This is a genomic window from Saccharothrix sp. ALI-22-I (assembly GCF_001984175.1).
Lineage (GTDB): Bacteria > Actinomycetota > Actinomycetes > Mycobacteriales > Pseudonocardiaceae > Actinosynnema.
Genome location: NZ_MTQP01000066.1, coordinates 551,461 through 573,507 on the forward strand (window position 1 = coordinate 551,461; position 22,047 = coordinate 573,507).

Here is a 22,047-nt window from a genome sequence, read left to right on the forward strand (position 1 = left end):
GTGCCCCCACCGGGATTCGAACCTGGACTGGACGCGTTCTGAGCGCGTTGCCTCTTCCGTTGGGCTACAGGGGCTGAAAATTGGTGCCGGGAACTCCGTGCGGTTCCGGGGAGTCGAACCCCGACTGGACTGGCCCTCAACCAGACGCCTCTACCTATTGGGCTAGAACCGCGTCGCTCAGCGCGTGATCAATTCGATTTCAGGGTGCACCAAATAGCGAAGCCGCCCGGATCGGTTCCCCGATGGGCGGCTCCCTCGACATGACCGGACTTACGTCATGTCGGGAGCTCGCGCAGCTCAAGCAGCGGTTGCTGTCGCGATAGGACAGTCTGCGACAGGACGGCCCGCAGGCCTCGCTTCCGCATGTCCGCCATGACTTCCGCCCTTTCGCTGTGGTGTGGAGCAAGGATGCACTTGACCCATTGGGGAATGCAACGCTTTATCGACCCGCCCCGACCCGACGCGAAAACCGGGTACGCCGGACATCGGGCGCGGATGGCGTGAGAGGGCGCAGTTCCCGAGTCCGAGGCGTCGGCAGGGTGGACAGCGAGACCGCCAACGTCGCCAGGAGCAGCAGCATCCCCGTCGGAGCGAGGGCGGCCCACGGGGCGCGTTCCAGGTACGGCAGGGACTCGGCCAGCATCAGGCCCCACTCCGGGGCGGGTGGCTGAGCGCCCAATCCCAGGAAACCCAACGACGCGAGCGCCAACGCGATGCCCGGCAGCCGCAGGACGGCGTGACGGGCGACCGGACCCGCCACCGCCGGGAGGACGTGACGGGTCAGAATCCACGTCGGCCCGGCACCGAGCGCACGCAGGGCGGCGATGTGGGTGGCGGCTCGGATCTCCTGCACCAAGGCCGCCGCGTGGGCGGCGAGCGGTGGCCACGAGACCAGGGCGACCGCGATCGACGCGCCCACGGAACCGGGGCCGACGATCGCCGCGACGAGAATGCCCGCGATCACCGGCGGCACGGCGTTCGCGGTCTCGGCGGCGCCCTCGGCCAAACCCGGCAGGAAGCCGACGACCATGGCCACCAAGAACGACCCCAGGCACACCAGCAACGTGACGGTGAGCGTCGCCGCCGCCCCGTGCCCGACCCTGGCCAGCACGTCCCGCCCCAGCGAGTCGGTGCCCAACGGGTGCGCCCAACTCGGCGACGCGAGCCGGACGATCGGGTTCACCCGCAGCGGCTCCCCCAGCAGCCCCCAGCAGATGACGACCGCCGGCACGACAGCGCTGACCGCCACGACCGCGCGGTGCAGCCGGCTCACCGGAACCGACACCGGCGGCGGTGCGGACAGTGCGGCGTCACGCAGCGCCGGCCCGAGCATCCGACGCCGGACACCGGCCACGAGCACCCCGCCCACCAGACCGAGCAGCACCAGCGCCAGCACGGAACCTTGCAGCAACGGCAGGTCCTGCGCCTCGGCCGCGCCCAAAGCCGTACGACCCAGGCCCGGCACCGCGAACACCACCTCCACCGCGACCGCTCCCCCGGTCAACCCCACCGCGACCAGTCCGAACTGCGGCAGCACGGCAGGCAACGCCCGGCGCACCGCGGCCCGTCCGATGGCACCGGGCGAACACCCCCAGGACCGCCACAACACCACCCAACGTTCCTCGAAGACGGCAGGCAGCGAGTCGTCCACCAACCGTCCCAGGATGCCGCCGGCCGGAAGGCCCAGCGCCAACGCCGGCAGCACCAGGTGCTGCGGCCCCTGCCACCCGTACGGCGGGAGCCAGCCCAACCACACCGACAGCACCACCAGCAACAGCGTGGCCACCAGGAACTCCGGCAACGCCGCCAGCACGGCCGCCGCCGCACCGGTCCGCGTCCGTGACGTCCCCCGCGAACCGCGCACCAACGTCGACGCACACAGCGCACCGACCAACAGCAGCGCGACGGCCAGCGCCGCGCCCATCAGCGTCAGCGACACCCTCAACCCCGCCAGCACGGACGGCAGCACCTCGACACCACCGACCCACGACCGGCCGAGGTCACCGCGCAGCGCACCGCCCAGCCAGTCGCCGAACAACGCCATCGGCCCGGCGTCCAGGCCGAGTTCGCGGCGCACCGAGTCCAGCGCCTCCACCGTCGGCTCCTGCTCGGCGGAACGGGCCCTCAGCACCGACAGCGCCGGGTCGCGCCCGGACAGCCAGGGCAGCAGCCCGATCACCGCGACGACGACAGCGAGCCCACCGGCACGGGAGATCAGCACACCCGCGCGGGTGGACGACAGCGCGGTCACCGCAGGCGGGTGGCGGACGTGATCAGCGTCCTCTCACGCGGGTCCTTGGCCGCGTCGACCACCGAGGTCGCGTCGCCCTGGATGACGCGTTCGTGCAGCATCGGGATCGCGGCGTCGGTCTTCAGCACCGCCGCCTCGGCCGCCAGGACCGCCGCACGGCGCTGGTCGCCGGCTTCGGTGGCGGAGGCTTTCCGCACCGCCGCGTCCACGTCGGCGTCGCACAGCTGGGCGATGTTGAACGAGCCCTCGCAGGTGAAGTCCGACTGCAAGTACGCCACGGGGTCACCCGAGTCGAGCACCGTCGCCCGGGACAGGATGAACGCGTCGAACTTCCCGGCGAGCGCGTCCTCCTCGATGTGCGCGTACTCGCGGACGACCTGCGTCACGGTGAACCCGGCGTCCTCCAGCTGCTGTTGCAGCACGGAGGCGACTTCGGGCAGTTCGGCGCGGTCCGAGAAGGTGGCGAGGGTGATCGCGGTGCCCTTCGCGTCGGCGGCCCACGCCCGTGTCTGCGTGGTACGCCCCTCGGCGGCCCAGGGCAGCGCGGGCCCGAGCAGCCCGGCGGCGACGTCGGCCCGGTTCTCGTACACGCTGCGAACGATCTCCTCCGGCTTGACCGCCTCACGTGCGGCGGCGCGCAAACCGCTGTCCTGGAACGGTCCGGCCTTCGTGTTCAGGTACAGGGTGTTGGTGCGCGGCATCGGCACCTCGGTGATCGTCTCCGGGTCGAGCAGCGCGGCCTGCGAGACCGGCACGGCCTCCGCGATGTGCGCTTCCCCGCTGCGGATCGCGGCGGCCCGGGCGGTGCCGTCGGGCACGAACGAGACGTCGATGCCCGCGGCGTTGGCCTTCGACCCCCAGTAGCCGTCGTAGCGGTCCAGCGTGGCCGTCGTCGTCCCGTTCACCGCGACCAGCTTGAACGGACCGCTGCCGGTGCCGACCGGGTCGACCTTCCCGTCGGGCTTGTAGGCACTTTCGGCGAGGATCGCCAGCTGCGGCGAGGACAGGCGTTGCGGCACCAACGGGTCGGGGTCACCGGTGGTGACGACGACCTTGTCCCCCGACGTGCCCGACGTTTCGGCGGTCAACTTCACGCCGTCGAGGATGCGCGGCTTGGGCGAGGCGGCGGTGGCACGCGTGAGGGTGTTGACGACGGCCCCCGCGGTCAACGCGCTGCTGTCGTGGAAGGTCACCCCCTGGCGGATGGTGAACTCCCAAGCGGTGTCGGACGTCCGCTTCCACTCGGTGGCCAGGCCAGGCTGCGCGTTCCCGTCCGCGTCCAGGGTGACCAGCGTTTCCGCGGTGGACCAGCGCGAGAGCTTGAACGCGTCGTCGCTGAACGGAGTCAAGCCGGAACGCGGGGGTTGCAACATCGCGAGCTTGATCCGCCCACCGGACAGGTCCGCGGTCGCCCCGTTCTGGGCGAAGCACCCGGTCAGCAGGAGGGCACAGGCAGCCGTGACGGCGGCGGACAGGGGAAGGCGGTGGCGCACGGGGTCGTCCAAGCGTTGGGGTGAGGGGGCACCGCCAACCTAACAAGACGATTATCGTTTTCACAAAGCATGTGTGTCAGACCACCCCGGTCGGCACCGGGCGGTACGCCCGGTGCCCGACTCACCTCAGGTCGCCCTCCGCCGGGTGCGCAACACCAGGCCGACACCGGCGAGCAACGTGAGCAGCCTGCCCAGCGCGAGCCAGGTCACGTTCGCGCCCGTCGCTGCGAGTGGGGCCGCCGTGGGCTGCTGCCCCGGCCCGGCACCGGGCGCGGGTGGACTGCCCGGTTGCGATGCGTCGGGGTCCGGCTGGTCCCGTCGGCGACGAACGCGGGCTTGTCGAAGGCTACCGAGATCGTCAGGTCGACCGATCCCTCCGCCGGTTCCGCCGCCGGTTCCGCCGCCGGATCGGCGGGCTTGGCCGGGACTGATGGCTCGACCGGGACCGCGGGCTCGAACGTCGTCGGCTCCGTCGTGCTCGGCTCCGTCGTGCTCGGTTCGGTTGGTTCGGTTGCTGTCGGTTCGGTTGCTGTCGGTTCGGTTGCCGTGGGTGTCGTGGTGGGCTCGGTCGTGGTGGACTCGGCCGGTGCCGAGGTGTCGCCGAACGCGGGTCCCGCCGACGCCCCCGCTCAGACGACGACCGCCAGTAGCAGCGCACCGATGGATCGGTGTAATCGTGACATCATGTGATTCCCCTCCCTTGTATGTCGCCACAGCCCGCTGTTTGCGACACTTCTGGCGGGAGTACGACCATTTGCGCCGGCCACACGGCGCACCAGCTCGGTTCGCTACGATCGGCCTCATGCCGGAACCCCGGGCCCTGGTGGACCTGCCCTTCGCCTCGTACCTCGAAGACCACGACGAAGAGCACCTGGAACCGGGCGGCGACTACAACGTCGTCCGCATCGCCGACCGGGAATTCCCGGCGCAGACGGCGGGCAACGCGCGGTTCAGCGAATCGGTCCTGTCCACGGTCAGGTTCACCGACGGGTCGCTGCGGCGGTCCCGGTTCAACGACGTCTGGCTGCACGGGGTGCAGGTCATCGGCACCGACCTGGCCGAAACCGGTTGGCTCGACGCGGAGATCGCGAACAGCGCGTTCGCCGGGGTGGCCATGTTCGAGGCCGCGATGAGCCGCGTGACGTTCTTCGGCTGCAAGCTGGTCTCGATCAACCTGCGTGGCGCCACGCTGCGCGATGTCACCTTCGTGAACAGCATCCTGCGCGATGTGGACTTCACCGAAGCGGAACTGACCAACGTCTCGTTCCCCGGCTCGACGCTCGAAGACATCCGGTTCGAGCAGGTCAAGCTGAAGAAGGTGGATCTCCGCGACGCCACCGAGGTGGGCATCCGCAACGGTTACGCCTCGCTCCGGGGCGCCACGATCACCTTCACCCAGGCACTCGACCTCGCCCCGATGTTCGCCCAGACCCTCGGTATCACCGTGAAGGACAACTGACTCACGGCACGGGCAGCGTGATGCGGAACGTCGTACCGGCACCGGGTTCGCTGGACACCGACACCGTCCCGCCGTGCGCCTCCACCAGGTGCCGGGTGATCGCCAGACCCAGGCCGCTGCCGCCGGTCGTGCGGCTGCGGGACTTGTCGGCCCGCCAGAACCGGTCGAACAGGTGGGGCAGGTCGTCCGGCGCGATGCCGACCCCGGTGTCGACCACCTCGATCACGACCCCCTGGTCCAACCGGCCCTCGACGGACACCGTGCCGCCCGCCGGCGTGTAGCGGATCGCGTTGGTGACCAGGTTCTCCACCGCCTGGCGCAACCGCACCGGGTCGGCGACCAGGAACAGCTCCCCCTCGATCCGCGCGCTCACGGTGACCTCGCGGTTCGTCGCGTGCGCGGCCACCACCTGCTCGACCACGTCGGCCGCGTCGATCGGCTCCGGGTGCAGGCGCAACGTGCCCGCGTCGGCCTGCGCCAGGTCGTGCAGGTCGTCCACGAGGCGTTGCAGCACCAGCGATTCCTCCAACAGCAGCGCCACCAGCCGCTGATCGGTCGCCGCGACACCGTCCTGGGCCGCCTCCAGCCACCCGGTGACGTTGCTCAACGGCGTGCGCAGCTCGTGCGCGACATCGCCGACCAGCGCCTGGCGTTGCCGCTCGGTGTCGGCGAGCTTGGCCGACATGGTGTTGAACGACCGGGCCAACCCGCCGATCTCGCCCTTCGCCGCCGTCACCCGGACCTCCCGGTCGCCCGCGCCCATCCGCCGGGTCGCGGCGGTGAGCGCGCGGATCGGCCGGACGAGGTGGTTCGCCGTCAGCCAGGAGGCGAGCCCGGCCAGGGCGAGGATGCCGAGCGCCGTCCACGTGATGCGCGTGACGCCCGCGGTGGACAGGTCGATGGTCGGCGGTTCCGCTCCGGTCGGGGCGGTCAGGAACAGCAGGGCGGGCGGTGCGACGTACGGCGCGAGCTGTTCCCGCCGTGCCGAGGCCAGGCACTCCGCTTCCTCGGGCGATGCCTCCGCCCACGGCGAGCGTTGCCAGTCCGGTTTGGTGGTCGCGATCCACGGCAGGAACGGGGGCAACTCCACGTTCGGCGTGCGGCCGAGGCAGTCCCTGAGCAGCTCGATCAGCTCGGCGCTCGCCTTCTGCTCGGTCGGCGTCGGCTCGTACAGCAGTTCGTCGACGGCGCAGTCCATCGACGTCGGCCTCCGGCTCTGGCTCTGCCCGCGCAACACCGGACGTCCGCTCGACTCCACGACGACGGTCCGCCCGTCGCAATCGGCGACCGCCTGCGCCCGTGCGCGCAGTTTGTCGCTCTCCTCCTGGGTGAGCTTGAACGGGCCCACGGCGCGCGGGTCGATCTCGTCCACCTCGACGGGTTTGAGCACCGGGTTCACGTTCAGCGGGTCCACCACCACGGTGGGGTTGACCGGGAGCTGTGGTGAGCCCGCGTCACCGGAGTCCGCGATGGTCTTGCGATCCCACGCGGTCAACGCGATCCGCCGGCCGGTCTCCCGCGCAATGGTGTCCACTGTGGACTCGACGCCCGACCAGTCCGGGTTGGCCGCCGCGTACCCGAGCAGCCGGTCGTAGATCGAGGCGTCGGTGGCCAGGGCCTCGCCCTGCTCCTGCCGGATGCTGCCGGTGGTGGCCTGGGTGGCGAGCCAGGCGGTGACGGCGATGGACGAGCCCGCGATCAGCAGGGACACCGCGAAGAAGCGGAAGAGCAGACTCATACGAGCTTGTAGCCGATCCCGTAGACGGTCAGCAGCCGACGCGGCCGGCGCGGGTCGTGCTCGATCTTGCGGCGCAGCTTCACGATGTGCACGTCCACGGTCCGCTCGGTGGTGAAACCGTCCTGGAGCAGCTGGCCGCGGGTGAACACCCGGTGCGGTTGGGCGGCCAACGTCGACAGCAGCCGGAACTCCATCGGCGTCAGGCCCACCGGCTCGCCCGCCAACGTGACCTCGTGCCGGATCGGGTCCACCACGATGTCCCCGACCTTCAGCACGGCCGCGTTCGTGGTGCGGGCACGTCCGGCGCGGCGCAGGATGGTGCGGACCCGCGCGACGAGTTGGCGCGGCCGGAACGGCTTGGTCACGTAGTCGTCCGCGCCCAGGTCGAACCCGAGCAGCACGTCGTCCTCGGCCGACCGGGCGGTGAGCAGCACGATCGGCACGTCCGAGTCGGCGCGCAGCACGCGGACCACATCCAGGCCGTCCACGACTGGCATCATCACGTCGAGCACCAATAGGTCGGGGTTGCGCCGGCGCGCCTCGTCGATCGCGGAGCGGCCGTCGTGCACGACCACCACCGAGTGCCCGTCGTGCTCCAGGTAGCGGCGGACGAGTTCCGCCTGGTGGGGGTTGTCCTCGGCGACGAGGATGTGGGCGCACACGAGGGGCAGTATGCCGACCTTCACGGCCATCGAGCAGGACGGCAACAGGTTCTTCACAGTTGGTGTCGATCTTGGAGTCATGAACGTCCGCACGCTCCTGCTCGCCTGCGCCGTCACCGCCCTGGTGCTGACCGGCTTCCAGTTCGCGGGCGAACGCACCACCGCCGAGTCCGCTGTCACCGCCACACAGGCGACCACGACCACCACTACGGCGGCCCGGACAACGACGACCACCACCACGACCACTACCACTACCACTACCAAGCGGATCTACGCGTCCAGTTCGGATCTGCCCGACGGCGGCCCGATCCCGACGGACGGCAGCGGGACGTTCCACGCCGTGCCGGGGTCGTCGCCGGTCGTCGGAACGGGGTACGCGCGCACCTACGCGGTGGAGGTCGAGGACGGCGTGGTCTTCGACGAGCAGGCGTTCGGCGCGTTCGTGCAGGAGACGCTGTCCGACCCGCGCGGCTGGACGGCACGCGGTGACGTGGCGTTCCAACGGGTGTCCGGGCCGGCCGCCATCCGGGTCCGGCTGACCTCGCAGAACACCGCCCGCGCGGTGTGCGGCTTCCAGATCCCGGTGGACGTGTCCTGCCGCAACGGCGGTCTGGTGCACCTCAGCGCGGCCCGCTGGGTGCGTGGCGCGGTCGCGTTCGACGGCGACCTGGACTCCTACCGGCGTTACCTGGTCAACCACGAGGTGGGGCACGCGCTGGGCGAAGGCCACCGCCCCTGTCCGGCGCCCGGCGCGCCCGCGCCGGTGATGATGCAGCAGACGTTCAGCACGTCGAACGACGAGGTGGCGGCCATCATCGCGGGCGCGCCGCAGGGCGTGGTGATCCCGGTGGACGGCAAGGTCTGTCGCCCGAACGGGTGGCCGTTCCCCTAGGTCCTCCTAAACCTCGATCGTCTTGGGCGCCGCACGCATGCTGAAGTGCAGGTAGGGCGAGCCGTCGGGCAGCGTGTAGAAGACCACCGGCACCCACGGCTCGTGTTCGTTGCGGCGTCCGGCGAAGAGGCACTCCGTCACCGGCACGAGGTCCAGGTGGATCACCGGGTTGATCTGCGCGAGTTCACCGGTGTTCTCGCCGCGCAGGTGCAGCGCGCCGTCGCGGTTCGTCACCTCGACCTCGTAGCCCTCGCGCAGGTACGTGCCGACGTGCCGGGTGACGTCCACCGCGGGCGGGTCGGCCGGTGGGGCGAACCGCGGCACCGCGACGCCGGCGTGCTCGGTCAGCAGCTCGGTGAACAGGCGTTGTTGCACCTCGGCGGGCACGCCGCCGTTGGTGAGCAGCGCGACCGCGACCCGGGCCTCCGGCACCACCCGCAGGAACGCCTTCTGCCCGATCGTCGCGCCGTCGTGGCCGATGACGCGGCCACCGGGCCAGTCGTAGAGGACCCAGCCCAGGCCCCACTGCATACCGGAACCCTGTCGGATGGGCACGTCCACCTGCGGTTGGCGCATGGCGGCCACGTGTTCGATGCCGAGGACGCGCGTGCCGTCCGGCGTCCGTCCGCCGTCCAGGTGCAGGCGGGCGAAGCGGACGACGTCGGCGGCGGTGGCGTTGATGATCCCGGCCGGGCCCGCGGAGCGGTTGAGACCCCACACGGGCGCGGGCACGGGTTCCTCACCGGGTTCGCCCAGGTGTCCGAGGGCCGAGCGGAATCTCAGCACGTCCTCGGGCAGGGTCACCGTGCTGTGCGCGCCCAGCGGGTCGAGCAGGCGTTCGCGCAGCGCGACGTCCCAGACCTGGCCGGTGAGCACTTCGACGATCCGGCCGAGCACGGTGAACCCGCTGTTGCTGTAGGACATGGTGACGCCCGGCGGGTGGTTCTGGCCGAGCCCGGCGCACGCCGCGACGTACGCGGCCACGCAGTCGTCGCCGCGCCCGGTGTCGAGGAAGAAGTCGCCGTCGATACCGCTGGTGTGCGACAGCAGTTGGCGGGTCGTGACGGTCTTCGTGGCGACCGGGTCGGCGACGGCGAACTCCGGCAGCACGGACACCACCGGCGCGTCGAGGTCCAGCCTGCCCTCGGCGACCAACTGCATGATCAGGGTCGCGGTGTAGAGCTTGGTGATCGAGCCGATCTGGAACAGCGAGTCCGTCGTCGCCTCGACCCCGGTGCCGCGGTGCAGCACGCCGGTCGCGAATTCGTGGATCTCGCCGTCGACCAGCACGGCCAGCGAGGCGCCGGGTACTTGGTGCGCCGCACACAGGTTCGAGAGTCGGTGCTGCCAGTGATCCATGTCCATCGCCGGTTCCCCCCGGATGCGCGACAACGTCGTTTCGACCACGCTACCGATTCCGGTGTCCCACGGCAGGAGATTGTCCTCGGACCAGGTGCAGTCAGGGGTGGACGACCCGCAGAACACGCACACCCGCATGCGTTCACGTGGTACCCCTTGCCGGGCGGCGGGCGACAGCGCGCCGGGTTGGGCAGTTCGTGCCAGGGTTCCGATATTGGGACGTTTGCCGCATTCGGAGGACCTCTGTGGACGAACACCTTCGCGCCAAGTGGGACAAGTACGCGTCCAGGTACGACCGGGACGTCGGCGTGTTCGAACGGGTGCAGTTCGGCGGCGGCAGGCAGTGGGTGTGTTCCCAGGCCGGGGGCGACGTGCTGGAAGTCGCCATCGGCACCGGCCTGAACCTGCCGCACTACCCGCCCGACGTCCGGCTGACCGGCCTCGACTTCAGCCCCGCCATGCTCGACCGGGCCCGTGCCCGTGCCGCCGAACTCGGCCTCGCCGTCACCCTGCGCGAAGGTGACGCCCAGGCCCTCCCGTTCGCCGACGCGTCGTTCGACACCGTCGTGTGCACCCTCGGGCTGTGCGGCTTTCCCGACGACCGCGCCTCGATCGCCGAGATGCACCGGGTACTGCGTCCGGGCGGCAAACTCCTGCTCCTCGACCACGTCGGCAGCCACCACAAACCGATCAACCTCGTCCAGCGCCTGCTCGGCAAGATCACTGTCCGGATGATCGGCGACCACCAGACCCGCCGCCCGTTGCCGCTCGTCCGCGAAGCGGGCTTCACCGTGTGGCGCAGCGAACGCCTCAAGCTCGGCACCGTCGAACGCCTCGCCGCCGTCAAGCCGACCACCTAGCGCGGTCCCGCTGGGGTCGGTCGTCGTTGCTCGCGGTCCTCGGGACGAGGTCGGCGCGGACGTCCGGTGACGCCGGGTCGTCACTGGCCGCCATGGCGCGTGGTGGCGGGAAAGGCGACCACGCGCCATGGCGTCACGGTGGTCCGGTCAGCGGCCCAGGCCCGCGCCGCCGTTGACACCGATGACCTGGCCGGTGATGTGGCCGGCCTCCGGTGAGGTCAGGAACGTGACGGCGGCGGCGACGTCGGCCGGGGTGCCGGTGCGGCCGTTGGCGGGTTGGCCGACGAGTTTCCTGCGCCGTTCCTCGGACAGCGTGCCGCCGAAGAACTCGGTCTCCTCGGTGACGCCCGGCGCGACGACGTTGACCGTGATACCGCGACCGCCCAGCCCGAACGCCAGGTCCGCGGTCCACGCCTCGATCGCCGCCTTCGCCGCCCCGTAACTGGCCGAACCGCGCCGGGCCGCGATGGAGCCGATCGTGACGAGCCGGGCGTCGTCGGCCAGTCGTGGTTCCAGCGCCGTTGTCACCAGCACGGCGCTGAGCACGTTGGACTCGAAGTTCGCCAGCCACAGCTCCCGCACGTCCGCCAACCCCTCCGGCGCGGGACGGCGGCGGGCCATGTTGCCGCCCGCGTTGTTGACCAGCACGTCAACGCGTTCGGGCAACTCGGCCAACGCCGCCTCGACCTGTGCCGGGTCGGCGGCGTCGAACACCACCGGCCGCGCGCCGATCTCCGCCGCGGTGGCGGTGAGGACGTCCGCCCGCCTACCGGTGACCACGACGTCCAGGCCCTGCTTGACCAATTCGGCCGCCACCGCCTTGCCGATACCCGTCCCGCCACCGGTCACGACTGCTGTTCTCGTCATGTCATGGTCATATCAGCGCGATTCACGCCGGTCGATCCGCTTCCCGGCTCAATAATTCCCGCGATTGTTCACATTTGTGACGTCACCAACGGGTGGGCCGATCCCGGCACACCGGTGCAGTCGTGGGACCGCACCGGGACGGCGGCCCGAACCCGGGTGCTGCCGCGCCGCTGATCGCGGTTCGCCGGACACGGACACCGGACGCCTGGTCGATCCGGTCCGACGGCCGGACCGTCGAATGCGTTCGATTGATTTCGTCGAACCGGAACCGGCGCCCCGTCGAACAATTCGACAGCACACCGCGAAGCCCGCATTGACCCACCGTCTCAGCAGTCGAATTCCAGTCGAAACCCTTGCGCCACCCATCTGTTACCGCCAACATCATGCCGAGACAGCGTCGGCACGCGTTCGGTTCCCACCCTTCTCGCTGCCGCATGCGATTACGAGGAGCGCCATGTCCGATATGCGCGGCAAGCTGAGGAAAATTCGTTGGCGGGTCGGCCTGCTGGCCACCGGAATGGTGTCGCTACTCGCGAGCGCGGGTGTTGTCGCCGCGACCAACGCGGAGGCGGCGACGGGCTGCCGCGTCGCGTATTCGGTGCAGAGCCAGTGGCAGGGCGGCTTCAGCGCGAACGTGAGCATCACCAACCTGGGCGATGCGATCAACGGCTGGCAGCTGACGTGGGCCTTCCCGTCGGGCCAGCAGGTCACCCAGGCGTGGAACGCCTCGGTCACCTCGTCGGGCAGCCAGGTCACCGCGGCCAACGTCGGCTACAACCGGCACATCGCCACCAACGGCACGGTCTCGTTCGGCTTCAACGGGTCGTGGACGGGCACGAACACGAACCCGACCTCGTTCGCGCTCAACGGTGTCACCTGCACCGGTGACACGTCGACCACCACGACCACGACCACAACGACGACCACCACGACCGGCGCGCCGCCGGCTGGTGACGCGATGGCGCAGGTCGCGGCGATGCAGCCCGGCTGGAACCTCGGCAACTCGCTCGACGCGGTCGGCAGCGACGAAACGGCCTGGGGCAACCCGCGCATCACCGAGGCGCTGCTCGACAACGTCCGCGCGCAGGGCTTCAACAGCATCCGCATCCCGGTCACGTGGAGCGCGCACCAGGGATCGGCACCCGGCTACACCATCGACGCGGCGTACCTGAACCGCGTCAAGGAAGTCGTGGACTGGGCGTTGGCGGACGGCTTCTACGTGATGATCAACATCCACCACGACTCGTGGCAGTGGATCAACGCCATGCCGACCGACCGCACCAACGTGCTCGCCCGCTACAACGCGCTCTGGACCCAGCTGGCCACCAAGTTCCGGGACTCCTCGAACAAGCTGGTGCTGGAGAGCGTCAACGAGCCGCAGTTCGCCAACAGCTCCGGTGACGCTCAGAACGCGCAGCTGCTGCACGAGCTCAACACCTCGTTCCACAGCATCGTGCGCGGCTCGGGCGGCGGCAACGCCACCCGCCTGCTGGTCCTGCCCACCCTGCACACGTCGTCCGAGCAGGCCCGGCTGGACGAGTTGACCACCACGTTCAACTCGCTCAACGACCCCAACCTCATCGCGACCGTGCACTTCTACGGCTACTGGCCGTTCAGCGTGAACGTCGCGGGCGGCACGCGTTTCGACGCCACCGTCCAGAAGGACCTGACCGACTCGTTCGACCGCGTGTACAACTCGTTCGTCGCGCGCAACATCCCGGTCATCATCGGTGAATACGGGCTGCTGGGTTTCGACCGCCACGTCGGCACCGTCCAGCAGGGCGAAAAGCTGAAGTTCTTCGAATTCCTCGGCCACTACGCCAAGAGTAAGAAGATCACCACGATGTTGTGGGACAACGGTCAGCACTTCGGCCGCACCTCGTTCCAGTGGAGCGACGCGGAGCTGTTCGCCCAGATCAAGTCGAGCTGGACGACGCGGTCGGGCACGGCGTCGTCGGACCAGGTGTTCAGCGCCAAGGCCTCCGCGATCACGAACAAGGCGCTCACGCTCAACCTGAACGGCACGTCGTTCGTCGGACTGCGCCAGGGCAACACCGACCTGGTGCGCGGCACGGACTACACGGTCTCGGGCGACCAGCTCACGATCACGGCAGCGGCGATCACCCGGTTGAGCGGGTCGCGGGCGTACGGCACGAACGCCACGCTGCACGCCCGGTTCTCGGCGGGAGTGCCTTGGCGGATCAACCTGATCACCTACGACACGCCGATCCTCCAGAACGCGACCGGGACGACGAGCGCGTTCGCCATCCCGACCCAGTTCCGCGGTGACCAGCTGGCCACGATGGAGGCCAAGTACGCGGACGGCAGCAACGCCGGCCCGCACAACTGGACCTCCTACAAGGAGTTCGACCAGGCGTTCGCGCCCGACTACACCGCCAACACCACCAAGCTGACGACCGCGTTCTTCACCGACGTCACGGATGGTTCGCGGGTGACGCTCACGTTCCACTACTGGAGCGGCGCCACGGTGACCTACTACGTCACCAAGTCCGGCACGTCGGTCACCGGCACCACCACCTGACCCGACCTGCCCTGACCTGCCCCACGGCCGGCGGCCCGGAGCACCACGCTCCGGGCCGTCGGCCTTTCGCCGTCCCGAAGCACCCGTCACCGCCATGGAGCAACCGCCATGGAGCAACCGCATTTATCGGGGAACCACCCGTACGGCGAATCCCTTGTCCTCATGACCTGAAGTACGCCGGCGGACAACTTCCGGACACAAACCTGACACGAATTCGGTCGGCCCAGTGGTCCTTCCGGCCCCGGCTATGCTGGTGCACCACTATTCCAGTCGCCCTATTCAGCCGTAGGCCGAAGGACCGCCATGCGCAATCGGCTCCACTCGACACCCATGCTGTTACTCACGGCGGTACTGCTCACGAGCTGCACCGGGGACCCGGAGGAACGCGATCCCGCCCCTCCCGAGAGCGCCGATTTCGTGGTGTCCTACGCGGGCGCGGCCGGCCGGCTCAACGGACTGGACCCGGTGGAGACCAAGGCGCAGACGCGGGACTGGGCACGCACCGCGCTCGCCGCGCACCTGGAACTGGACAGCGCGAAGCTGAGGGACACCGCCTACGACACGCTGCCGATGCGTGACGACGGCTTCAGCGACCTGTCCCGCCAGAGCACCGGGCCGGGGCGCTCGCTGTTCGACGGCGAGACGCTGCACCTGCTGGTGGCCACCGACGACCCGCACCGCGCCCGCACCATCGGGCAGTTGCTCGACCAGCACCGCACCGACTCCGGCGGCGACCCGCAGCGGGTCCGCGTGCACCCGTACACGGTGCACCCGGAGACCGGCACGATCGACATCACCGCCGAGGAACCCGCGTCCGCCGCCGACATCCGGGCCGCGAACGGTTACGTGTCGATGCGCGTGGACGACAAGGCCGCGTTGACGGACTTCCTGGCCAAGACCGAGATGCTGTCCACGCTGGAGGCCCGCGACGGCGGGATCTGGGCGGGCGGCTGGAACTGGCCGGACGAGAACGGCGCCGGGCTGACGTTGGAGGAGGTGTCGACGCTCCAGCGCGGCTACCTGGGCCAGTCGTCGACCCCCGGCTTCTCGCTCGACCCCGGACCGCCGGAGACCCCCGAGGACCTGCGGGTCGCGCTGCCCAACATCAGCGGAGAGCTGATCGACCGGGTGCTCGGCGACGTCTGGGTCGGCTCGCCGTTCGCCTCCTCCGACGAACTCGCCGGCTACATCGAACTCGCCCTGTACGACAACAGCGTGCCGGCCGGGGAGCTGGCGCAGTTGGGGCTGACCGACGACCGGGTCCAGCTGTGGGGCCTGCTCGGCGCGATCAACGGCCAGTCGGTCTACAGCCAGGCCCGGTACGACGGCGGCTTGGCCGGCACCACCATCGGCGTCACCCTCTTCTACACCGACTACATCGCCAAGGACTGGTCGATCGGGGTGGGCACCGGCGTGCCCGCGAAAGCCGTGGAGGGCTTCCTGCCCGACCCGGACGCGCGGACGCCGTGGAGCCACTGCGACACCGGCGCGCTCAGCGAGAGCGGCCGACTGTGGCTGGGGCAGAACGACTCCGCGTTCGCGTTCGACGACAAGTCGGTCAGCATCGGCGCGCAGTCCACCCGGTTGTTCTCCCGGTCCGACGGTGGCGACGGCGGCGAGGTCGAGCCGAGTTACGCGTTCGGCCGGGGCCTGAAGTGGTGGGACCGCAACTACCAGGCGGTGGCCGACTACGAGCCCCAGTACCAGCGCCTGGACCAGATCATGCGGTGGAGCGGCGCGCTGGAGTGGCTGGTCGCGAAGACCTCGGCCCGGCTGCCGCAGCTGTCCGACTCGGAGATCCGGTCCGACCTGAGCTTCGCCGAGTGGTACGCGGGCAACGGGGACCTGCGCGAACGCTCGCCGATCCGGTTCATCAGCCCGCCGTCGGCCACCGAGGAGGCCGTCCTCCAGGCGCCGTCCAAGACGTTCGACAGCTGCGGCTACCAGACGATCTACGGCGGCGTGTCGCTCGGCGACGTGATCGCCCGCAAGGGCGCCGAGGCGGACCGCGCAAACCTGCCGGGACCGGTCAACCGGGCCGGCGCGGGCGGCGACTCCAGCTTCGACCCGGCGACCGGCAAGGGTTCGGTCAAGCAGAAGGCGTTGGACGCCGACGGCAAGGTGGTCGACAGCCTGGAGCACCGGATCGACACGTCGGGCGACGTGGTCACGGTCGAGGCGGTGGGCGGTCCGCGCAAGGTGGTGGCCCTCGGCGGCCTGAAGCTCATGGTGGACGGCACCCGTGCGGTGAAGACCCGGATCGACGCCAAGGACGGCCGGGTCTCGCAGCGTGCCGAGTACCTGGGTCACGAGGTCGGCGAGCTGACCGCGGTGAAGGACCGGGGGCTGGTCACGGTCGAGTGGCGGCGCGGTGTGCTGGACCGGGCGCGCATCGCGCTGGAGTCGTTCCAGAGCCGCCTGTCCGCGTCACCCGATGTCCTCCCGCCGGCGAAGGACGGTGTGCTGCACACGTTCCGGGACCCGACGGGCGGGGTGGAGCACCGCGTGGACGGCGAGTGGTCGGTGTCGATCGGCGGTGACCAGCCGCCACCGGGTGACGTGACGTTCCGGCTCGGCGCGCCCAGTCCGGGCGGCGGTGACCCGCGGTTCCTCTACGGCACGCTCAAGCGGAGCACCGAGCCGCCCGCCGACAGTTGGGTGGACGTCACGCCGGCCGCCGCGGACCAGGCCGCCGTCGCGGTGCTCGCGGACCGTCCGGCCGGCGACGCGCGGACCGTGAAGGTGACCACCAAGAACGGCGAGTCCTCGACCGTGCACGTGGTGGGCGATCACGTCCGCTACCCGGCCGACGACCCGGTCCTCGGCGGCACGGCGGAGGGCATGGCGCTGACCGCCGACTTCCCCCGCGTGCTGACGGCGGTGAACGAGGCCGTGGCCGCCAAGGACGGCCTCTACCGGCCGATCCGCCTGCTGGACGACGGTCTGGCGCTGGTCGGCGAGTCGGAGATCCGGTTGGTGTCGGGCAACGACGCGTGGGCCTTCCACGTGCGCAGCGCCGTGCACGGGGACGGGTCGCGGAAGATCCTGGTGCGGTTGGAGGGCGATCACGCGCTGCTGATCGACAAGGGCTCGCTGGACGTCGGGCCGCGTCGGGACATGACGCTCGGCGAGGCCGTCGACCAGCCCGCCACCGACCCGTACGTGCACGAGAGCTTCCGCTCCTCGCTGACGATGGAGAACGGCCGGATCGCGGTGGGCACGATTCCGCGGGACACGAAGGTGCGGGTCCGGGAAGCCGTCGTGGTGGGCCAACCGGTGCTCGACGTCGTCACCCGGCCCGACGTCCGGTCGCACGGCGGCGCCGAGTGGCTGCGGGTGAACCCGCCGCGCAACCTGACCAGCATCGCCAACGGCGGCAACCAACCCACCGTGACCTCGCCCGCGCCGACCACCACGACCGGCACCAGCGGCAGCACCGGCAGCACCACCGGCGCCGGGGCGACCGTCCTGCTGATCTGCCCGGACACCGACGACGAACCGGCCGGGTGCGATGACGAGTGACTTCGAGGTCGACCCGGGCAGCCTGATCGGGCGAGCGCTGGCCGCGGCACGGCAAGCGGTCGACCGGGCCGACGTCGGCAAGGCCGACGCCGCCTACGAAACCGTCTTCGAACTGGCGGACGGCTCGCTCGCCGAGTCCGTCGCCATCGACCACACAGCCACGCTGCTGGCACTGGGCGCGGTGACGCGGGCGGCCCAGCGGTGCGAGGAGTACTTCGAGCCGCTGGGTCGGGACCACGTCGAGCTGTTGTTGCTGCGCGCCGAGATCAGCAGCGCGGCCGGTGATCACGCGCGGGCCGGTGACGACGTGAAGGCGATCCGGGTCGCGCTCGACGGCGGCGCCATGCTCGACCGCCAGGACCAGGCGCGGCTGATGCGGTTGGAGGGCCTGGTCGCCGCCGACCAGGGCGATCTCGTGCTCGCCGAACGGACACTGTCCCAGGCCAGGGACGCGTTCCTGGGGCTGGACCACGAGAACGGCGTGGCCGGTGTCGACGGCGACTTGCTCATGCTCGCCGTGCGGCAGGGCGTGGAGTCGGCGGCGTCGGACGCGGTGTCCGGGCCGCCGCCGCGCACCACCGCCGAATATCTGGTGCGCGCCTTGGCCCTCCGGCGTGAGCTGCGGTACGAGCAGGCCTACCGGACGTTGCTGGAGTGCCTGGAGCGCACCGAGATCGACCCGTCGCTGCGGCTGCCCGTGCTGGCGGAGCTCACCGTGCTGCTGTGGCTGACCCGCCGGCCGGACCTGGCCGAGCGGCTGCGCCCGATGCTGCTCGACGCCGCCGCGCAGTCACCCGATCCGGCGGCGGCACGGCGGGAGGTGGACCGGTTGTCGCCCGAGGGCGTGGCCGATCCGACCAGGTCGCCCCGGTTCGAGCGGCGGATCGAGTACGCCCGCAGGCTCCTCGTCGCCGGGCGGTTGGCGCAGGCGGAGAAGCTGCTCCTCGAACTGCGCGACCGGGCCCGCGGCGAACGTGACGTGGCCGCGTGGCACCTGACCGCCGGTGAGCTGGAACTGGCCAGGCACCACGAGTCCGGTGACGAGGAGTTCCTGCGCGAGGCCGTCGGCCAGCTCACCGCCGCCGCCGACGGGGCCGGCTCGACCGCGCTCACCGAGACGCGGGTGTTCGCGTTGCGGCTGCTCGGCCGGGCGTTGTTCAAGCTCAAGGCCGACGACCGGGCGGACGCGTGCTGGGTGGAGGCGCACCGGCTGGAGGAGCGGGTGGCCGAACGGCAGGACAGCGACGCCGTGCGGGTGCGGATGCTGCTGTCGGCCGCCGACGAGCACGACGAGCGCCTCCGTGCGGCCGACGACGCGGTGACGAACGACAACCGGCAGGCCGTGGCCGGGATCGTGGTCGCCATGGAACACGCGCGTGGCGCGACGATCCTGGACGGCCTGCTGCCCGGCGGCACGGGTTTCGTCCGCGACCTGCCCCGGGTGAGCGACCTGGACGGCGCCTGGCGGTGGGTGGGCGAGGTGACCCGCGACCTGCCGAAGTCCCAGGTGGTGTGGATGCTGCACGCCACGCCGTACCGCGTGCACCACGTGGTGCTCGGTCGCGGCACGCTGCGCCACTGGTCGGTGGCGGTGGACCGGGACCGGCTGGTGGCCGCGGTGACCGGGCTGAAGGCCTGGTGGGGCGAGGAGGTGTTGGACCTGGGCATCGCCACCGGCCAGTTCGAGCGCAGCCTCACCGATATCGCCGAGGTGCTGGACCTGGCCCCGTTGGCGGAGGAACTGCCCGCGCACGTGGACCGGATCGCGGTGGTGGCGGGCGGCGTGCTGTCGGACGTGCCGTTCGCCGCCCTGGTGCTGCCCGGTGACGAGAAGCGGCGGATCGGCGACCGGTTCGCGTTGTCCGACCTGCCGTGCCTGTCCGCGCGGCGTCCGCTGCACCGCCGGTCACGGTCCCGGCGCGGCGACCGGATGCTGCTGGTCAGCCCACCGGACGCCCGGCTCACCGCGGCCGGGGAACGGCCCGGCCGGACCGTGCTCGACGGCGACCGCGCCACCACGGACAGGCTGCGTGCGGAGTTGGAACGCCATCGGCACCACCAGGTGCGCATCGACAGCCACGGCAAGCACGACCGCGACGACTCGGCCCTGTCATGGCTGCAACTCGCCCCGGAAGGGCCGGACGGTCGGCTGCGGTCCGACGACCTGCGGCAGCTGGACCTGAGCGGCTGCGGAACGCTCGTGATGGGCGCGTGCGAGTCCGGCATGGCCAACCGGGTCGGGCGGGACGAGCCGGTCGGGCTGGTGCGGGCCGCGGTGCAGGCGGGCGCGGCGTCGGTCGTCGCGGCCAGGTGGGTGGCGGACGACGCGGTCGCCGCGACCGTGCTGGACCGGTTCGAGGGCTACACCCGCTACCTGCCGCGTGACGTCGCGCTGAAACGGGCTCAGGACGACGTCGTGCGCCGCAACGTCGTGGTGCACGTGCGCGTCGACGGTGACCTGAAACCGTTGCCCGACCAGGACCACCCGGCCCGCTGGGCGTGCTGGACCGTCTACGGCGATCCCGGGTGGCAGACCGCGGCGGGGCCGGTCCGCCGGGTGCTGCGCCGCAACATCGACAACTGGAGGCGTCGTGCCGCACACCCCTGACCACCCGGACGTGTTCCTGTCGTTCGCCGGGAACGACCGCGACTCGGCCAGGCTGCTCGCCAAGGAGTTCGGCGCGCGCGGCTTCACCTCGTTCGTGGACGAGCTGAGCATCGAGCCGGGCGCGGACCTGCTGCTCGCGATCAACCAGGGCATCGAGGAGTCCGACCGCTTCGTGCTGCTGTGGTCGCGGCACACGGTCAACCGCAAGTGGGTGGCGGCCGAGTGGACCGCGGCACTGGCCCGTGACCTGGACCAGCGACGGTGCTTCCTGTTCGTGGTCCGGCTGGACGACACCCCGTTGCCGACTCTCCTCGCGCCGCGCAAGTACCTGGACGCCGGTGGTGACCTGGTGAAGATCGCCGACGCGCTGACCACGGTGTGGCGACGGGACTCCGCCGTGGGTACGCCCGTGCTGCCGCCGCCCGGCCTGCCCACCGCGGGTGGTCCGATGATCACGGTGTACGTGCGGAACAAGGCGTTGGCCGTGGCGCACCCGGTCGAGGTGCCCGCCGCGACCACCGGCCGGAACCTGAAGAACGCGGTGCGGTTGGCGCTCGCGTTACCGGATCAGGAGACGAAGTTCGACGGGGCCGTGGGGCTCAGGTTCGACTACGAGCTCCTCAAGGACGATCAGCCGATCCCGGACGGCATCGCGGCGCTGGCCGGTCTCGCCGATGGCGACACCGTCGATCTGAAGGTGGGGATGGAGTCGTTCGGGCCCGGCGGCGCCTTCGCCAAGACGGAGTTCCGCCAGGGCTCGTCCGGCGGCCTGCCGGCGGAGATGGTGCAGACGCTGGTCAAGTCGGCGTTCGACCACCTCATCCCCCGGCGTCGTGCCAGGTGATGCCGTAGGACAGGTTCGGCTTCAGGTCGGCGAAACTCAGGTGCACCTCACCGGAGGCGTCGGCGGTGACCGGTTCACGGCTCGACTCCGGGTCGTTCAGCTCGATCGGCAGCGTGTCCTGGAGCCGCCAGATCGCGCCGGGCGCCCGGCCGGGGCCGAAGCGGACGTGCAGGCGGAACAGCGCGCACGGGAAACGCGGGGTGCAGACGTAGTAGGGCGCGATGCCGCGTTCCGGCGAGAGCTTGATGCGGAACGAGTACTCGTGTTCGTCGTTGCGCCGCAACGGTTCCGGCAGGCGCAGCGCGAACCCGATCCGGTTGGTGGACTTGCGGGCCCGGTTGGTCAGCACCCCGCCGTACAGCACGTCCAGGCCGACGTCGCCCAGCGGACCCCGGCCGGGGTCGGGTGGCTCCAGCGTGACCGACAGCTCGACCTCGGTCAGCCCGTCCTGTTCGGCGACGATCCGCCGCCGCTCGACCACCTCCGGCACCGGCAGGTCCAGCACGACGACCGCGCTCAGTTCGGCGGTGCGCCACGGCAGGTCGGGGACGGGACGGCGGACGTCCGGGTCGAGCGCGCGTTGGGCGATCCGCAGCAGGGCGTCGTCGATGCGGCGGCGGGCGGTGCGGTCGTCGCGGTCGATCCGCAGCGCCACCGACCGGACCCGTTCCTGGTAGAGCCGGGCGTCGCCGTCGAGCCCGAACGCCAGGCTCGCCGCCGCCTTCAGGTCCTCGGGCAGGCCGCGGGACTGTGCCGTGAGCCAGTCCCGCAGCCGGCGCCTGACCTGCGCGGGCCCGTCGCCGTCCTCGATGCCGACGAGCCGGCGCAGCGGCGGCGCGACCCGCGAATCGACATCGGCGCTCTCGATGCCGCGCCCTTTGCGCAGCGATTTCAGGGCGGCGACGAGTTCGGCGACGCTGATCTCCACCCCGCACCTCCACCCGCGTAAC

The 22,047-nt window shown here is 70.9% G+C and carries 14 protein-coding genes and 2 tRNA genes; 7 read left to right on the top strand and 9 right to left on the bottom strand.

The window, feature by feature from the left end; all coding sequences use genetic code 11:
• Position 1 precedes the first annotated feature (1 nt).
• The 4 genes from ALI22I_RS30940 to ALI22I_RS30955 all read right to left on the bottom strand — a co-directional run bounded on the left by ALI22I_RS30940 (position 2) and on the right by ALI22I_RS30955 (position 3,744).
• Positions 2-74 (bottom strand) — tRNA-Leu (locus tag ALI22I_RS30940).
• A gap of 24 nt (positions 75-98) precedes the next feature.
• Positions 99-172 (bottom strand) — tRNA-Leu (locus ALI22I_RS30945).
• A gap of 267 nt (positions 173-439) precedes the next feature.
• Positions 440-2,251 carry an ABC transporter permease subunit gene (locus ALI22I_RS30950; protein ID WP_238598667.1) on the bottom strand — a complete coding sequence of 604 codons (1,812 nt, stop codon included), beginning with the start codon at positions 2,249-2,251 and terminating at the stop codon, positions 440-442.
• Entirely contained in the window at positions 2,248-3,744 is a 1,497-nt protein-coding gene (locus ALI22I_RS30955; RefSeq protein ID WP_077009045.1) for an ABC transporter substrate-binding protein, read from the bottom strand. The genes ALI22I_RS30950 and ALI22I_RS30955 overlap by 4 nt, the downstream gene beginning before the upstream one ends.
• Before the next feature lie 802 nt (positions 3,745-4,546).
• Here ALI22I_RS30955 and ALI22I_RS30965 point away from each other — a divergent pair.
• Complete coding sequence (locus ALI22I_RS30965) at positions 4,547-5,203, top strand: pentapeptide repeat-containing protein (RefSeq protein ID WP_077009047.1); 657 nt, start codon at positions 4,547-4,549, stop codon at positions 5,201-5,203.
• Position 5,204: 1 nt separating this feature from the next.
• Here the strand turns inward: ALI22I_RS30965 and ALI22I_RS30970 are convergent, their stop codons facing one another.
• Entirely contained in the window at positions 5,205-6,941 is a 1,737-nt protein-coding gene (locus ALI22I_RS30970) for a sensor histidine kinase (protein ID WP_077009048.1), read from the bottom strand.
• Entirely contained in the window at positions 6,938-7,603 is a 666-nt protein-coding gene (locus ALI22I_RS30975; RefSeq protein ID WP_077009338.1) for a response regulator transcription factor, read from the bottom strand. The genes ALI22I_RS30970 and ALI22I_RS30975 overlap by 4 nt, the downstream gene beginning before the upstream one ends.
• A 79-nt stretch (positions 7,604-7,682) precedes the next feature.
• Between ALI22I_RS30975 and ALI22I_RS30980 the strand changes: the two genes are divergently transcribed.
• Complete coding sequence (locus ALI22I_RS30980; RefSeq protein WP_077009049.1) at positions 7,683-8,495, top strand: DUF3152 domain-containing protein; 813 nt, start codon at positions 7,683-7,685, stop codon at positions 8,493-8,495.
• A 6-nt stretch (positions 8,496-8,501) separates the two neighbouring features.
• Here the strand turns inward: ALI22I_RS30980 and ALI22I_RS30985 are convergent, their stop codons facing one another.
• Entirely contained in the window at positions 8,502-9,860 is a 1,359-nt protein-coding gene (locus tag ALI22I_RS30985) for a serine hydrolase domain-containing protein (protein WP_077009339.1), read from the bottom strand.
• A 239-nt stretch (positions 9,861-10,099) separates the two neighbouring features.
• Here ALI22I_RS30985 and ALI22I_RS30990 point away from each other — a divergent pair, with 239 nt between their 5' ends.
• Complete coding sequence (locus ALI22I_RS30990; RefSeq protein ID WP_077009050.1) at positions 10,100-10,714, top strand: class I SAM-dependent methyltransferase; 615 nt, start codon at positions 10,100-10,102, stop codon at positions 10,712-10,714.
• Between the two features lie 147 nt (positions 10,715-10,861).
• On the opposite strand, the gene ALI22I_RS30995 is transcribed toward ALI22I_RS30990, so the two are convergent.
• On the bottom strand, positions 10,862-11,581 hold the full coding sequence (locus tag ALI22I_RS30995; protein ID WP_077009051.1) for an SDR family NAD(P)-dependent oxidoreductase: 720 nt from the start codon (positions 11,579-11,581) through the stop codon (positions 10,862-10,864).
• Positions 11,582-12,035: 454 nt separating this feature from the next.
• On the opposite strand from ALI22I_RS30995, the gene ALI22I_RS31000 reads away from it, so the two are divergent.
• The 4 genes from ALI22I_RS31000 (at position 12,036) to ALI22I_RS31015 (ending at position 21,097) form a co-directional block, all read left to right on the top strand.
• Entirely contained in the window at positions 12,036-14,123 is a 2,088-nt protein-coding gene (locus tag ALI22I_RS31000) for a cellulase family glycosylhydrolase (RefSeq protein WP_238598668.1), read from the top strand.
• Between the two features lie 330 nt (positions 14,124-14,453).
• On the top strand, positions 14,454-17,645 hold the full coding sequence (locus ALI22I_RS31005) for a hypothetical protein (protein WP_077009053.1): 3,192 nt from the start codon (positions 14,454-14,456) through the stop codon (positions 17,643-17,645).
• Positions 17,635-20,253 (top strand): CHAT domain-containing protein, encoded by a 2,619-nt coding sequence (locus ALI22I_RS31010; protein ID WP_077009054.1) that lies wholly within the window; start codon positions 17,635-17,637, stop codon positions 20,251-20,253. The genes ALI22I_RS31005 and ALI22I_RS31010 overlap by 11 nt, the downstream gene beginning before the upstream one ends.
• On the top strand, positions 20,237-21,097 hold the full coding sequence (locus ALI22I_RS31015) for a TIR domain-containing protein (RefSeq protein ID WP_077009055.1): 861 nt from the start codon (positions 20,237-20,239) through the stop codon (positions 21,095-21,097). Before ALI22I_RS31010 ends, ALI22I_RS31015 begins: the two co-directional genes overlap by 17 nt.
• Here the strand turns inward: ALI22I_RS31015 and ALI22I_RS31020 are convergent.
• Entirely contained in the window at positions 21,072-22,025 is a 954-nt protein-coding gene (locus tag ALI22I_RS31020; protein WP_077009056.1) for a hypothetical protein, read from the bottom strand. The genes ALI22I_RS31015 and ALI22I_RS31020 overlap by 26 nt on opposite strands.
• Positions 22,026-22,047 lie beyond the last annotated feature (22 nt).